Source organism: Mesorhizobium sp. M0052 (assembly GCF_040323255.1).
GTDB lineage: Bacteria > Pseudomonadota > Alphaproteobacteria > Rhizobiales > Rhizobiaceae > Mesorhizobium.
The window spans coordinates 41,789-57,186 of the sequence record NZ_JAMYUS010000012.1 but is presented as its reverse complement, the minus strand read 5'-3'; the positions used below and the strand labels follow the sequence as shown (position 1 = coordinate 57,186).

Here is a 15,398-nt window from a genome sequence, read left to right as displayed (position 1 = left end):
CATGAGCGCAGCACTTACCCCCTTCTCGGCCCGCCACATCGGTCCTGATGTAAACGATGTCAGAGCCATGCTTGCCGTGATCGGCGTTCCCTCTGTCGAGACGCTGATCAGCCAGGCTGTGCCGCAGTCGATCCGCCTCGACCTGCCGCTGGCCCTTCCCGCGCCGGCGAGCGAAGCCGAAGCGCTGGCCGAACTGGCTGCGACCATGGCAAAAAACACGGTGCTGAAGAGCTTCATCGGCGCCGGCTATCACGGCGTCCATGTGCCGCCGGTCATCCAGCGCAACCTGTTCGAGAACCCGGCCTGGTACACCGCCTATACGCCCTACCAGGCCGAGATCAGCCAGGGCCGCCTGGAAATGCTGTTCAACTTCCAGACCCTGGTCACCGAATTGACCGGCCTGCCGGTGGCTTCGGCTTCCCTGCTCGACGAAGCGACGGCGGTGGCCGAAGCGGTCGGCATCGCGCTGCGCCATCATCGCGACAAGCGCACCAAGGTAGCGCTGGCCGGCACGCCGCATCCGCAGACGCTGGACGTCGTGCGCACCCGCGCCGAGCCGCTCGGCATCGAGATCGATGGCGAGACCATCGACGACAACACCGCCGCCCTGCTGGTCTCCTGGCCGGACACGTTTGGCGTCTATGGCGACCACAAGGCGGCGATCGAGAAGGCTCGCGCCACCGGCGCCGTGGTCGTCTTCATCGCCGATCCGCTTGGTCTCACGCTGACCGACGCGCCGGCAAGGCTTGGCGCCGACATCGCCGTCGGCCCGATGCAGCGCTTTGGCGTGCCGATGGGCTTTGGCGGCCCGCACGCCGCCTATTGCGCCGTCTCCGACAAGCTGACCCGGCTGATGCCCGGCCGCCTCGTCGGGCAGTCGATAGACAGCAAGGGCCGTCCCGGCTATCGCCTCGCCCTGCAGACGCGCGAACAGCATATCCGCCGCGACAAGGCGACCTCCAACATCTGCACCGCGCAGGCGCTGCTTGCCAACATGGCGACCGCCTATGCGATCTGGCACGGCCCCACTGGTTTGCAGGCGATCGCAGCGCGCATCCATGAGCTCGCCAACCGCCTCGCAGCAGGCCTGAAAACCGCTGGTGTTTCCGTGCTCGGCTCAAGCCGTTTCGACACGGTGACGGCCGAAGTGAAGGGCAAGGCAGCTTCGATCGCCGCTGCCGCTGAAAAAGGTGGCCGGCTGCTGCGCGTCATCGATGCCGACCGCATCAGCATCGCCTTCGACGAAACCTCGACCGAGGCGGATCTCGAGGCTATCGCCGCCCTGTTCGGCGCCAAGTCCGGCGCTACTGAGGCCGGCGCGATGCCCGGCAAGCCGCGCGGCAAGGAGTTTCTGACCCAGCCGGTTTTCCGCGAAAACCACTCCGAGACCGACATGATGCGCCTGCTGCGCAGGCTAGCCGACAAGGATTTGGCGCTCGACCGCACCATGATCCCGCTGGGCTCCTGCACCATGAAGCTCAACGCGGCGGCCGAAATGATGCCGGTCAGCTGGCCTGTTGTCGCCAACCTCCATCCCTTCGCGCCGGCCAGCCATTCGGCCGGCTATCGCGCCATGGTCGGCGAGCTGGAAGGCTGGCTGGCGGAGATCACCGGCTTCGACGCCGTCAGCCTGCAGCCCAATGCCGGCAGCCAAGGCGAATATGCCGGTCTGCTCGCCATCCGCGCCTATCATCGCGCGCGCGGTGAAGGCCATCGCACCATCTGCCTGATCCCCCAGTCCGCGCATGGCACCAATCCGGCGAGTGCGGCGATGGCCGGCATGAGCGTCGTCGTCGTGCGTTGCCTGGAGGACGGCAATATCGACATGGACGATATGCGGGCCAAGGCCAACGAGCATTCGACCAATCTCGCAGCTCTGATGTTCACCTATCCCTCGACGCACGGCGTCTACGAGGAAGGCGCGCGCCACCTGTGCGCTCTCATCCACGAACATGGCGGCCAGGTCTATTTCGACGGCGCCAACCTTAACGCGCTGGTCGCCCTGGCGCGGCCCGCCGACATCGGCGCCGATGTCTGCCACATGAACCTGCACAAGACCTTCTGCATCCCGCATGGCGGCGGCGGTCCGGGCGTCGGTCCGATCGGCGTCAGGGCGCATCTGAAACCCTATCTGCCGGGTCATGTCACGGAGGGCTCGGCGCATGCCGTGTCCGCTGCCCCGTTCGGCAGCGCTTCCATCCTGCCGATCACCTGGATGTACATCCGCATGATGGGGGCCGCCGGCCTGAAGCAGGCGACGGAGACGGCGATCATCTCGGCCAACTATGTGGCGACGCGGCTCGCGCCGCACTTCCCGCTTCTCTACAAGGGCAGGCACGATCGCATCGCGCATGAATGCATCCTCGACACGCGCGTGCTCAAGGAGAGCGCCGGCATCAGCGTCGACGATATCGCCAAGCGGCTGATCGACTACGGTTTTCACGCGCCGACCATGTCGTTCCCTGTCGCCGGCACGCTGATGGTCGAGCCGACCGAATCCGAGCCCAAGCGCGAGCTCGACCGGTTCTGCGAGGCGATGATCGCCATTGCCGGCGAGGCCGCGAAAGTGGCGAAGGGTGAATGGCCGCTCGAAGACAACCCGCTGGTCAATGCCCCGCACACGGCGGCCGAAACCCTTGCCGGCCAGTGGACCCACCCCTATTCGCGGCTGGAAGCGGCCTACCCCGCCGGCGATGTCGACACAGCGGCCAAATACTGGCCGCCGGTCTCGCGCATCGACAATGTCGCCGGCGACCGCAACCTCGTCTGCTCCTGCCCGCCGCTGTCGGAATATCTCGGCGCCGCCGAATAACACTCTGGCCTGTCAGGCTGAGCGCAGGGCCGGTCCGTCAGCTTTGCCGTTGAGGACAAGCACGCGATTTCGCCCGGCGTTCTTGGCCGCGTAGAGCGCCCGGTCGGCCTCGGCCAGCACTTCATCCAGGCTGCTGCCGTCTTCCTTGCCAAAGCCAATGCTGCCGCTGACGCTGCTGCGCAACGGCCCGCGCGGCGTCGGCACCACTTCCGTGCCGAAGGCGACGCCGATCCTGCTGGCGAGATCGTAGGCCTTGTCTTCGGTCATCCGAGACATGACCAACGCGAACTCCTCGCCGCCCAGCCGGAAGGCGTCGACGCCAACCCTGTCATACTTCTTGATGACTGCGGCGAAACGGCAGAGCACCCGGTCGCCGACGGGATGGCCATAGATGTCGTTGGTCCGCTTGAAGTGGTCGAGATCGAACATGGCGACCGACATGAATGAGCCGAAGACGCGCTCGCCATAAAGCGAGTTCAAAGCCCGCCGGTTCATGAGACCGGTCAACGGGTCGGTCAAGGTCTCGGCCTTCAGTTCTATCTGTGCCTGCAGATGATGCAGCGACAGCGTCAGCGCGCCGAGAGCCGTCATGCAGGCGACCGCCACGACCGAATTCAACCGCTCGGCCCAATTGTCGGGTGCGACGCCGAGCACCCACTGGCCCTTGACCAGAAGCACGGCGCCGCAGAGCCCGAAGGATACGCCGCAGACGCCGCTTAGCGCCGAAACGACCAGCAGAATGCCGCGATCCTGACCGCCCTTGATCCAGAACATCACCCCGATCGAGGCGAGCAGCACTGTTACCGTCGTATAGGTGAGGATGAAGCCGACACCATCGAAACCGAGATAGGTCACGCCGGCGCAGACAGCGATCGCGAACATGGCCGGCAGGACAGCGCGGCTGTAATTGCGCACACCGAGATATTGCATGGCCGAAAGTGAAAGCGCCAGGAAACCGAGGCTGAGCAGCGCCAACGCTGCCTGACAAAGCAACGGACTGGGCTCCCTCGTGTAGCGCCAGAAGACGATGACGTGGGCGACAAGGACGAGAATGCCGCACGCAACCGTCAGCACGAAGCGTGCACGCGGCGCCGTGAACCAGATCACAAACATGGTGACGCTCAGGCATGTGCCCGACAGCGCAGCCGCCAGCAATAGCGAACTGAAATCCAGCATGGATGAGCGGCAACCTTTGGGATCTTCGATTTGTGGCGCATCATAGGCATGCAACCGGCCGGAGATACCGTTTTCGGCCGGTTTTCAAAGCAACCTGCCGACAGGGTTTACAAAGCGTCGACTGCCGTCCCGCGAAGCTCGGCACGCGAGTGTCCCTAGTCTCAGCCCTTGTTGAGCAGCGCCAGATTGGCGTTCACCACGCTCGGGTCGGCCATGCCGGCCCTTGCTTCCATGAGCAGCGCTCTCGCCTTCTTCTTGTTGCCGCGCAGCAGCTGCGAATAGCCCATATTGTTGACAATCTGCGGCTTGCGCCCGGCAACTTTCAAAAGCTGGTCGTAGGCGCGGTCGGCGAAGTCGAAGCGGCCGAGTTCGTCATAGGAGGCGGCAAGCCCCATCCATCCCTCGGCACTGTCGGCCTTCAGTTCCACAGCCTTGCGGAAATGCTGTTCGGCAAGGCCGTAATTGGCCTCGCGGAACTGCGCCTTGCCTTGCGCAAGGTCGGAGGTGCTGACGTCTTTTGCCACCGGTTGGATCGATGTGGTCTTGGTTTTGTCGACGTTGTCGGTCGTGCAGCCGCCGACCATCAAGACCGCCGCTAGCGCGGCCATTGCCGTGAAACTTCTGTGACGCATGCCCCTGGCCCCAATCGCCCGATTTACCGGGTCGTTCTCTGAGGAAGCAGACTACAACAGGGCGATTAAACTTCAGTGCGGAAACGCGCCTAAAATTTGGTTTCGGGCACAGAAGCCATTAACCAACCGAAGCCTATTCCGGCTCCAGCGCCTTGAGCCCCGCCGGAAACTGATAGCGCCTGCCGTCGTAGCGCAGCCGGTAGGTTCGTTTCATGGACCTGCCGGGATGGGACTGGCACTCGCCATTCTTGTCGACAGACGGATTGTCGGTGTCCAACCGCTCGAACACTGTGATGTCGTGATAGCCGTGATGTCTCGCCGGGCTCATCGCCAGGCTGACCCGGTTGGATTGAAAGGATCCTGCGCAATTGGTGCGCCTTCGCCGCCAAAGCCGGCCACGATGATGCCGTCGAGCACCAGGCGCAGAGCACCGCCGTCAAGGGCATAGAGCCGCAGGTCGGTTTCACTGAAAGGATTCGGCTGCGAATGGTTTGCCATGTCGATGCGCAGGCCGAAGGCGCCGACATCGGGCGCCAATCTGTAGCGCCCGGTATCGAAGTCGATCTCGCGGATGCCGACGGCATCATCGGTCATCAGCCCGGGCTGGAGCAGGCGCTGGCGCACCTGCCGGGTCTTCCTGTCGACGACCAGAAGCTCGACATCGCCGACATGTCCGTCGTCGCTGGATTGGGAGCTGTCGATCAGCGGCACGGCGACCAACAACAGGTCGTCATGGGCGGGCCAGATCTTGCAGACCACGCCGAATGGCGCATCGCCATCCCAAAGCGTCTGGGCGATGCTGGTGTGAGGTTCGAGCGTGAAGGAGGCGCCATCGGCACTCTTTTGGGCTTTCGGATATGCCTGCTGCACCAGAGCGGCAGCGTCGCCGCAATCGTCGGCCGCGGCCGAGGCCGGCGACAGACTGGCCGCAGCGAGGCCGAGGAAGGCGGTGCACAAGACTATTCGCATGGACGGCTCACTCATTTTGCTTTTTGCGGATTTTGCCGAAGGAGAGCGGCCAAACCGGCCGGATATGACATCCAGGCGAAGCGTAGTTGAAGTGAGTAACCGTAGAAAGCCGCCGGGCGGCCACTTGGTATCTACTGCCTTGGTATCTACTGAACCGCCGTCATTTTGACGATGATCGGGATGACGGCGATCATCAGCACCACCGGCAGGATGCACACCACCACCGGCACCGACATCTTGGCCGGCAAGGCATGTGCCTTCTCCTCGGCCAGCGACATGCGCTTGTGGCGCATTTCGTCGGAGAACACGCGCAGCGCCCCGGCGAGGCTGGTGCCGAGTTCCTTCGACTGCTGCAAGAGCGTGGCGAAGGAGCGCACCTCGTCCAGGCTGAGGCGGTCGGCGAGCGCCTTCAATGCATCGTCGAGGCTGCGGCCGGCCCTGAGTTCCAGCGACACCAGCTGCAGGTTTTGGCTCAGCGACGGATAGGTCTTGGCCAGTTCCTTCGAGACCCGCTCGATGCCTGCCTCCATGCTCATGCCGGCATCGGAGCAGACGATCATCAAATCCATGAAGTCGGGAAAGCCGTTGCGGTATTCGCGCATCTTTTCCCGCACCTTCTGGCTGAGCACCAGGCCGGGCACGAAATAGCCGGCGGCTCCCGACAGGATGATGAAGGTCCAGCGGCTGGTCGCGGTGGAATCGGCGCTGCCCATCCAATGGTTGACCAGGAACGCGCCGATGGCTGCGCCCACCAGGCAGGCGAAGCGGATCAGGAAGAATGTGCCGACCGCGCGCGGCTCCATATAGCCCGCCTGGATCAGCTTCATACGCAACCGGGCGACATTTTCCGGATCGCTCTTGGCGTAGAATTCCTGCGCCCGCTTCACCGCCTTCTCGCGCACGACGCTCTGGTTCTTCTTCGGCGCCACCTCGGCCTGTTGGGGAGTCTTGCTGTCGTCGATCTTGAGCCGGCGCTTGAGATCGTTGCGGTCGCCTTTGGCCACCACCAGCGGCCATGCCACCGCGCTGCCGCCCAATGCCAGCAGCATCGCGGCTACCGGCATCAGCGACGTCGGCGCCAGCGAGGCAAGAAACTGGATCACCTGCTCCATCTCAGAACCGGAAGTTCGACATCTTGAACATGATCATGTTGCCCAGCATCAGCCATGTCACCGAACCGCCCAGCAGATACCAGGTCTTCGGCACATCCCAGACGCTTTGATAAAATTGCGGCATCATCACCATGATGGCGGCGAACAGCAGCGCCGGCACCGCCGTCAGGATATAGGCCGACATACGACCCTCGGTCGAAATGGCGCGCACCTTGCGGCGCAGCTTGCCGCGTTCGCGGATCGTCGTCGACAGCCCGTCGAGGATCTCGCGCAGATTGCCGCCCGAACTCGTCTGGATGGAAACCGCGGTGACGAACAGCGGCAGATCCTCCTGGCCGACGCGATCAACCAGTGAATTCAACGCCGAAACCAGGTCGGAACCATAAGTCACCTCGTCGGAGATAACGCCGAATTCGGTGCCGATCGGATCGGGCATCTCGCGCGACACCATGGAGATCGCCACCGGAACCGGATGCCCGGCCTTCAAGCCGCGCGTGATCAATTCCAGCGCCTCCGGCAACTGCACGCCGAAACGCTTCACCCGCCGGGCACGCTTGGAACGCAGCACAATTACCGGCAGCAGCGCTGTCAGCACCACAAACAGCAAAATGGCGAGCAACAGCGGCAGGCCGTACCAGAGCGCGACGAGCATCATCGCCAGCGCCACGCCCGTCGTCATCGTCAGGAATTTCGGCAAGGGCATCACCATGCCAGACTGCGTGCGCAGCGCGCGAAAACGGTCGGGCGAGAAGAATGACGTGCCGGAATCGAGGCCGCGTTCCTTGCGCAGCTGGATCAGCACCTGTTCCTGGCTGATCTTGTTTTCCTGCAGCTTCATGCGCCGGTTGATAGCCAGGCGCTTGTCGCTGCGGCCGGCATAGAGCAGATAGCAGCCTTCGGCGATCATGATGCCGGTCAGCGCTGCCGCGGCATAGACGACATAGATCGGGCTGAAATTCTCGAACACCCGGCTACTCCTGCGGCCGGCCGGGTTCGAAATATTTGCCGGGGAATTCAATGCCCATATTGCGCAGGTCCTCGAGGAAACGCGGGCGAATGCCGGTCGCCTCGTAGTGACCGAGGATCTTGCCGTCGGCTTCCATGCCGGTGCGCACGAAGCGGAATATCTCCTGCATCTGGATGACGTCGCCTTCCATGCCGGTCACCTCGGCGACGCTGGTCACCTTGCGCTTGCCGTCCGACAGTCGCGTCAGCTGGACGATAAGGTCGAGCGCGCTGGCGATCTGGCTGCGGATCGACTGCACCGTCATCGGCATGCCGGTCATGCCCAGCATCTGCTCGAGGCGCGAAATGGCGTCGCGCGGCGTGTTGGCGTGGATGGTCGCCATCGAGCCTTCATGGCCGGTGTTCATCGCCTGCAGCATGTCGAAGGCCTCCTCGCCGCGGCACTCGCCGAGGATGACGCGGTCAGGGCGCATGCGCAGCGCGTTCTTGACCAGGTCGCGCTGCTTCAGCTCGCCATGACCTTCGATGTTGGCGGGGCGCGTTTCCATGCGCGCGACATGCGGCTGCTGCAGCTGCAGTTCGGCCGCGTCCTCGATGGTGATCAACCGTTCGTCTTCCGGAATAAAGGCTGACAATGCGTTGAGCATTGTCGTCTTGCCGGTGCCGGTACCGCCCGAGATGATGGTCGTTTTGCGGGCGTGGACTGCAGCCGCCAGCACCTCGGCCATGTTCTGGGTGATGGCGCCGAACTCGACCAGCTTGTGCAGGCCGAGCTTGTTCTTTGAAAACTTGCGGATCGACACCAGCGGCCCGTCGACGGCGACCGGGCGAATGGCGGCGTTGAAGCGCGAGCCGTCGAGCATGCGGGCATCGACCATCGGCTGCGATTCGTCGACCCGGCGGCCGACGGCGGCGACGATCTTGTTGACGATGCGCAACAGGTGCGCCTCGTCCTTGAACGGGATATGGACCTGCTGCAGCTTGCCCCGTTTTTCGACGAAGCAGTTCTGGTGGCCGTTGATCAGGATGTCGTTGATGTCGGGGTCCTTGAGCAGCGGTTCCAGCGGGCCGAGGCCGACCATCTCATCGACGATGTCATCGACCAGCGCTTCAAGTTCGACGGTGTTGATCGCCATACGCTCCTGGCGGGTCTTTTCCGACACGAACTCCTGCACCTGCCGGCGCATCTCATCCTTGGGCAGGCGCTCCAGCGCGACCAGGTTGATTTCCTCCAGCAGCAGCCGGTGGATGCGCACGCGGGCATCGAGCACCTTGTTGGCGCTTTTTCCCGGTGTTGTCTCCGGCTTCGGCGGCAAGGCCTTGCGGTTCGTCGGGATGACCACGGCGTGATGCGCGACCGGCGCCGCCTCGGCCGGCTTCAGCGCGCGGACGTCACGGTTCTGCAGGGTCGAGAAGCGGCTGGTCATCCGGCTTTCCTCTTCAGGAGGCCCCTGCCGATGCCGAACAGCGAGCGCGATTTCTCCGGCGTCACGACGGCTTCTTCCGGCAGGATGATCCTCTTCAGATCGTTGACGACATTGGCGTTCGGATCGATCTCATGCAGCGGCACGCCGCGGTCGACCGCTTCGCGCACAAGCCGGTAATTGTTGGAGATGCCGCCGACGAAATGCTCGCCGAGGATTTCCTGGACATCCGCCTGCTTGATGCCGTTGTCGAACATCTTCTGCTCGAAACGATTGACGATGACGTTCGGCTTCACTTCCTTGCCGGCCGTCTCGTAGACCGCCTGGATCAGCCGCTGCGTGTGGCGCAGGCATGGCACCGTCATTTCGGCGACGATGTAGAGCTTGTTGGAGCCGAGCAGCACCGTCTCCGTCCACGGAAACCAGGTGCGCGGCATGTCGATGACGACGTTGTCGAAATAGGCCGAGACGAGATCGAGCATGCGCACCACGACATCGGTCTTGAACGAGCGCATTTCCGACGGATGCGTGGGCGCCGCCAGCACGCAGAGCCCGCTCGCATGCTTGGACAGCATCACGTCCAGCAGCTGACGGTCGAGGCGCTCGGGCTGGTTCTCGATTTCGGTGATGTCGAAGCGCGGCTCCAGGTCGAGATATTCGGCGCAGGCGCCTTGCTGGAAGTTGAGGTCGACCACGCAGGTCGACGCGCCACGCGTCACCGAATGATGCAGCTGGAAGGCGGTCTGCAGCGCCAGCGTCGTGGTGCCGACGCCGCCGGCGGCCGGCATGAAGGTATAGATCTGCGACTCGGTGTTTTCCTCGCGCCCCGGCCCTTGCAGCGCGCGCACGACCGACCGCACCAGATCGGCGGTGGTGATCGGCTTGACCAGGAAATCAGCGACCTGGAGCTGCACCAGGATGCGCACCGCGGCGGCGTTGAATTCCTGGGTGACGACGACCACGGGAACGCGGCCTTCGAGCCGGCGCATGATGCGCTGCAGCGACTCGATCTCTTCCAGCTTTGCCGCATCCATGTCGACGATGAGCGCGCCGAAATCGGCTTCCTGTACCTCGCCGCGCAGTTCGGTAATGTTCTTCTCGACGGTCGAAAGCTGGATCACCTCCGAGGCCGCGAACGCGGTGCGCGTATCCTGCGCAAAGGTCCGGTCGCTGGACACCAGCAGGATCTTCTTGGTCTTGATGCCGCTTGCCATTTTGTCAGCCTGTCAGGTCATTCCCGGTCAAATCACCGGGCAAATCAATCGGTTGTCGCTGTCGGTTGCACGGCCTTGGCGGCAGCAGCCTGGTCGGCGGCGTTGACTGCCGCCTCACTGCGCTGCGCCGGCACCAGCAGCCTGGTGTTCTGGACGCCGTATTTCCAGGGATCGACCATCTGCATGGCCGTATTGGCGGCCTGTGCGTTGCCGGCGGCAATCGTCGGTCCCTCGGAGCGGACATAGTCGTCGCTGGTGCAGCCGCTGGCGAGGCCGGCGAGCAGCAGGGCGATGCATGATTCCACGCGCATGGCTTCAATCCTTCGGCAGGTCGAGGAAATGCCCGACGGTGGTGACCGCGGCCGGCTGTGCCGTACTGCCGCTGGCCATTGCCACTGCACGATTGGCTTCGGACGATTTCACTTCCTCGGTGTTGTTGAGGAAATAGTCGACATTGCTGGCCGGCTGCGTGCCGTCGGTCGGCTCGAGCAGCTTCTTCGACGGATCGACCGGCTTGACCAGATAGGGGGTGACGATGATCACCAGATCGGTCTCGCGCCGCTGATAGGATTTGGAGGAGAACAGCGAGCCGAGCACCGGCAGCTTGCCGAGGCCGGGAAGACGCGATGTGGTAATGTCGTTCTGTGACTGCAGCAGGCCGGCGATCATGAAGCTCTGGCCATTCTTCAGGTCGACGGATGTTTTGGCGCGGCGCACGATAAAGCCCGGGACCGAGATATTGCCGATATTGTAGGAGGCCGAAGCGTCGATCGAGGACACTTCCGGCGCGATGTCGAGGCTCACCAGCCCGTCCTTGAGAACCGTCGGCGTGAAGTCGAGGCTGACGCCGTATTTCTTGTAGCTGACGGAAATCTTGCCATTGTCCTCGGAGACCGGGATCGGGAACTCGCCGCCGGCGAGGAAGCTTGCCGTCTGGCCCGAGCGGGCGATCAGGTTCGGCTCGGCCAGCCGCCTGGCGAGACCACGTTCCTCCAGCGCCTTGATGGCGACGTCGATCGACAGGCCGTTGGACAGCAGCCGGCCGATGATCTCGCCATTGCCGGCTCCCGGCACCGAGCCCGGCTCGAGGGTGACGTCGCGCCCGCCAATGCCGTAAGCGAAATTGGCGCTGTATTTGGCGCCGAGATCCTGTCCGGCCTGGCGATTGATCTCGACGAAGCGGACGTTGAGCTGAACCTGCTGCGAGGACGAGATGTTGACCGAATTGATCACTTCTTCATTGCCGGAGAAGCGGCTGGCGATCTTGCTTGCCTTCTCGGCGGCGACCGCGTCATCGGCCTCGCCCGACAGCACGACGCGGCCATTGGCCGAGCCGACCTTGATCTTGGCGTCCGGCACGCTGGCGCGAATGGTGCTGGCCAGCTGGTCGGTGTCCAGCGTCACCTCGATGTCGACGGTGCCGACCAACTGCTTGTTCTCGTCGAACAGCGCGATGCCGGTGGTGCCGAGATTGTTGCCCAGCACATAGAAGGATTTGTCGGTCAGCGGATTGACGTTGGCGATCTCCGGATCGCCGATGACGATCTGATAGAAGGCGGCATTGGTCATGACCGTCTTCGGCTTGCCCTTGGCCACCTTGATCGACGCATTCGTTGTCGACGAGACATGGACGATATCGTTGTCGGCCTTGGCTGGCGCGCTGAGGCCGAGCATTGCGGCCGCGGCGAGGCAAGCCGCTATCGCGAGCGCCCGCATTGGGCGCAGTCCTTTCGCCATCTGAAATGCATGAAGTCCCGACATCTGTCCCGTCCCTCGCCCGGTCCCCACCGGCAGTTATTGCTGGTCCCGCGCAGGAACCTGGTATTCTTCGACCTGCGTGCCGCGCGTCACGATGATCGTCTTGAATTTCGGCTTCTCAGGCTCCTTGGTCGCGGCAGTGAACAGCGCGCCGGCAGCGGCCTGGACGCCGGAGGCGACCGATCCGCCGAAGGACGAGATGGTGGTGACGCCGTCCTTGGCGGCCCCTCCGTCTGCGGCCGAGCGGAGCGACAGCGACAAGGTGCCGACGGTGCGGGCAAGCGCCACTTTCTGCGCGCCTTCGGTCGTCACCTCGATGGTGACGGAATTGGCGATCTGCGGTGTGGTCTGGCGCTCGTCGGCGCCCTGCCCCACGGTCAGCACCTTGGCGTCGGAGACGACGATCTCGGAGGTAACGGTCGATCCGGCAGCGCCCTGCGCGTTCTTGGCCACTTCCTGGATTTCGCCCGCATCGCGTGTCAGCACCACGTCGACCCGGTCGCCCGGCATGACGAAGCCGCCGACACCGGCGATCTCGTCGGTGCGGATTGTCACCGCCCGCATGCCGGGCGTCATCATGTTGGATAGCGTCGCGCGGCCGTTCGGCCCCGACAATTTGCTGATCAGCACCGGCTCGTTGATCTCGATCGGCGACAATACCACGCGGCTGCCTTCGGCGAGCAATGCATTGACTGTGGTGAATGCGCCCTGCGGCACCGAATCCTCGGACCATGGGATTTCGCTGAGCTGCGCCCGGTCAAGCTCCATGCCGTAACGCAGCGGCGCGTTGGCCACCACGATGGTCTTGAAGACGACCTTGGGGACGGCGGGCGCCGGGATCGACGCCGTTTTCTCTTCGGCATCGGCCTTGGCCTGGCTTTTCACCCAGAAATCCGCGGCAAAGATTGAAATCGCGCCGAAGACGGCAGCGATGCCAATCATCGTTATGGCCTTGCCCCTCACAACCAACCCCTGACATTCGTGGTCTTTTGTTTTGTTGAGGCGACGCTAGGCCGCTTTGTTAAAGATTCAGGAATCGCGCCCGCTCCGCACGGACCTATTTCCGCCGGCTTGGTTATCGAAAGGTTTTAGGATAAGAAGGGTTTAATCCCCGAACGTAACAGGAACTTCCGTCGCTTGGCGCCGAAAAGCGTGGCAGTATCGACGGGTGATTCGCGGCACGGATTCTATGGTAGGCATGGACGACAACAACGATCTTTTCGGCAATCTGGAAAAGCAGCCCCAACCGGCTCGGACACCTTCGCGCCCGGCCGACCCGCTGGTGCAGGCCACGAAGCGTCCTGCCGCGACCAAGGACGGCAGCGAGGGCTATAGCGCCGCCGACATCGAGGTGCTGGAGGGGCTGGAGCCGGTGCGGCGCCGTCCCGGCATGTATATTGGCGGCACCGACGACAAGGCGATGCACCATCTGTTTGCCGAGGTCATCGATAATTCGATGGACGAGGCGGTCGCCGGCCATGCCACCTTCATCGATGTCGAGCTGTCGGCCGACGGATTTCTGACCGTCACCGACAATGGCCGCGGCATTCCGGTCGATCCGCATCCGAAATTCAAGAAACCGGCGCTCGAAGTCATCATGACGACGCTGCATTCGGGCGGCAAGTTCGATAGCAAGGTCTATGAGACCTCCGGCGGTCTGCACGGTGTCGGCGTCTCGGTCGTCAATGCGCTGTCGGACCATCTCGAAGTCGAGGTCGCGCGCGGTCGCCAGCTTTACCGCCAAAGGTTCTCGCGCGGCGTTCCGGTGAGCGGGCTGGAGCAGCTCGGCGAAGTGCACAACCGGCGCGGCACCAAAATCCGCTTCCATCCCGACGAGCAGATTTTCGGCAAGGGCGCCGCCTTCGAGCCGGCGCGGCTCTATCGCATGACCCGCTCGAAAGCCTATCTGTTCGGCGGCGTCGAGATCCGCTGGAGCTGCGACCCATCGCTGATCAAGGAAAAGGACCAGACGCCGGCCAAGGCGGAGTTCCATTTCCCCGGCGGCTTGAAGGACTATCTCAAGGCATCGCTCGGCGATGATTTCCAGGTGACCCGCGAAATCTTCGCCGGCAAGAGCGAGAAGCAGGGCGGCCACGGTTCGCTGGAATGGGCGGTGACCTGGTTCGGCGGTGACGGCTTCGTCAACTCCTACTGCAACACAATCCCGACCGGCGAAGGCGGCACGCATGAGGCCGGCTTTCGCAATGTGCTGACGCGCGGGCTTCGGGCCTATGCCGACCTGGTCGGCAACAAGCGCGCCTCGATCGTCACCTCCGAAGACGTGATGATCTCGGCGGCAGGCATGCTGTCGGTGTTTATTCGCGAGCCGGAATTCGTCGGCCAGACCAAGGACAGGCTGGCAACGATCGAAGCCATTCGCATTGTCGAGACCGCCATCCGCGATCCCTTCGACCACTGGCTGGCCGACAATCCGCAGGAAGCCTCCAAGCTGCTGGAATGGGTGATTGCGCGCGCCGACGAGCGGGTGCGCCGGCGCCAGGAAAAGGAAGTGTCGCGCAAGAGCGCGGTGCGCAAGCTGCGCCTTCCCGGCAAGCTCGCCGACTGCACGCAGAATGCCGCCGCGGGCGCCGAACTGTTCATCGTCGAAGGCGACTCGGCCGGCGGCTCGGCCAAGCAGGCGCGCGACCGCGCCAGCCAGGCGGTGCTGCCGCTGCGCGGAAAAATCCTCAACGTCGCCAGCGCCGGCAACGACAAGCTAGCCGCCAACCAGCAGATTTCGGACCTGATTCAGGCGCTCGGTTGCGGCACGCGCTCGAAATACCGCGACGAGGATTTGCGCTACGACCGCGTGATCATCATGACCGACGCCGACGTCGACGGCGCTCACATAGCCTCGCTGCTGATCACCTTCTTCTACCAGGAAATGCCGAACCTGGTGAATGGCGGCCATCTCTATCTGGCGGTGCCGCCGCTCTATTCGATCCGGCAAGGCGGCAAGGTTGCCTATGCCAGGGACGATGCGCACAAGGACGAGCTGTTGCGCACCGAATTCACCGGCCGCGCCAAAGTCGAGATCGGCCGTTTCAAGGGCTTGGGCGAAATGATGGCCGCGCAGCTCAAGGAAACCACCATGGACCCGAGGAAGCGCACGCTGCTCCGGGTCGATGTCATCGACGCCGTGGCGGCGACCAAGGATGCTGTCGACGCGCTGATGGGCACCAAGCCGGAAGCCCGCTTCCGCTTCATCCAGGAACGCGCCGAATTCGCCGCGACGGAAGTGCTGGATATCTGAGCGCCGGCCGACTCTTCGTTTTGACGCAGTTCCGGGCGGAAAACCGTTTCAAACTTTTCCTGGAATTGCTCTAGCCTGCACT

Annotated in this window: 13 protein-coding genes; 2 read left to right on the top strand and 11 right to left on the bottom strand. The window is 63.5% G+C overall.

Annotation, left to right across the window (positions count from 1 at the left end; all coding sequences use genetic code 11):
• Position 1 precedes the first annotated feature (1 nt).
• Positions 2-2,812: an aminomethyl-transferring glycine dehydrogenase gene (gcvP, locus tag NKJ77_RS17585; RefSeq protein ID WP_352535534.1), complete on the top strand. Its 2,811-nt coding sequence runs from the start codon at positions 2-4 to the stop codon at positions 2,810-2,812.
• 12 nt (positions 2,813-2,824) lie between these two features.
• Here the strand turns inward: gcvP and NKJ77_RS17580 are convergent, their stop codons facing one another.
• The 11 genes from NKJ77_RS17580 to cpaB all read right to left on the bottom strand — a co-directional run bounded on the left by NKJ77_RS17580 (position 2,825) and on the right by cpaB (position 13,005).
• Positions 2,825-3,988: a GGDEF domain-containing protein gene (locus NKJ77_RS17580; protein ID WP_352535533.1), complete on the bottom strand. Its 1,164-nt coding sequence runs from the start codon at positions 3,986-3,988 to the stop codon at positions 2,825-2,827.
• Between the two features lie 161 nt (positions 3,989-4,149).
• The gene (locus NKJ77_RS17575) at positions 4,150-4,620 is read right to left on the bottom strand and encodes a hypothetical protein (protein ID WP_023688294.1); all 471 of its coding nucleotides are present in this window, start codon (positions 4,618-4,620) and stop codon (positions 4,150-4,152) included.
• 133 nt (positions 4,621-4,753) lie between these two features.
• Positions 4,754-4,948 (bottom strand): hypothetical protein, encoded by a 195-nt coding sequence (locus tag NKJ77_RS17570; protein ID WP_352444082.1) that lies wholly within the window; start codon positions 4,946-4,948, stop codon positions 4,754-4,756.
• Positions 4,945-5,589 (bottom strand): PA3715 family protein, encoded by a 645-nt coding sequence (locus NKJ77_RS17565; RefSeq protein ID WP_352535532.1) that lies wholly within the window; start codon positions 5,587-5,589, stop codon positions 4,945-4,947. Before NKJ77_RS17565 ends, NKJ77_RS17570 begins: the two co-directional genes overlap by 4 nt.
• A gap of 146 nt (positions 5,590-5,735) precedes the next feature.
• On the bottom strand, positions 5,736-6,701 hold the full coding sequence (locus tag NKJ77_RS17560) for a type II secretion system F family protein (protein ID WP_023725707.1): 966 nt from the start codon (positions 6,699-6,701) through the stop codon (positions 5,736-5,738).
• Between the two features lies 1 nt (position 6,702).
• Entirely contained in the window at positions 6,703-7,668 is a 966-nt protein-coding gene (locus NKJ77_RS17555) for a type II secretion system F family protein (RefSeq protein WP_352535531.1), read from the bottom strand.
• 4 nt (positions 7,669-7,672) lie between these two features.
• A complete protein-coding gene (locus NKJ77_RS17550; RefSeq protein WP_023667600.1) occupies positions 7,673-9,094 on the bottom strand; it encodes a TadA family conjugal transfer-associated ATPase in 1,422 nt (473 codons plus the stop codon).
• Entirely contained in the window at positions 9,091-10,305 is a 1,215-nt protein-coding gene (locus NKJ77_RS17545) for a CpaE/TadZ family protein (RefSeq protein WP_023667601.1), read from the bottom strand. The genes NKJ77_RS17550 and NKJ77_RS17545 overlap by 4 nt, the downstream gene beginning before the upstream one ends.
• 44 nt (positions 10,306-10,349) lie before the next feature.
• The gene (locus tag NKJ77_RS17540) at positions 10,350-10,616 is read right to left on the bottom strand and encodes a hypothetical protein (RefSeq protein WP_352535530.1); all 267 of its coding nucleotides are present in this window, start codon (positions 10,614-10,616) and stop codon (positions 10,350-10,352) included.
• Positions 10,617-10,620: 4 nt separating this feature from the next.
• Positions 10,621-12,021 (bottom strand): type II and III secretion system protein family protein, encoded by a 1,401-nt coding sequence (locus tag NKJ77_RS17535; RefSeq protein ID WP_352535529.1) that lies wholly within the window; start codon positions 12,019-12,021, stop codon positions 10,621-10,623.
• 78 nt (positions 12,022-12,099) lie between these two features.
• On the bottom strand, positions 12,100-13,005 hold the full coding sequence (gene cpaB, locus NKJ77_RS17530; protein ID WP_023681601.1) for a Flp pilus assembly protein CpaB: 906 nt from the start codon (positions 13,003-13,005) through the stop codon (positions 12,100-12,102).
• Between the two features lie 256 nt (positions 13,006-13,261).
• Here cpaB and parE point away from each other — a divergent pair, with 256 nt between their 5' ends.
• Positions 13,262-15,316 (top strand): DNA topoisomerase IV subunit B, encoded by a 2,055-nt coding sequence (gene parE / locus NKJ77_RS17525; protein WP_023691142.1) that lies wholly within the window; start codon positions 13,262-13,264, stop codon positions 15,314-15,316.
• Positions 15,317-15,398: the final 82 nt, after the last annotated feature.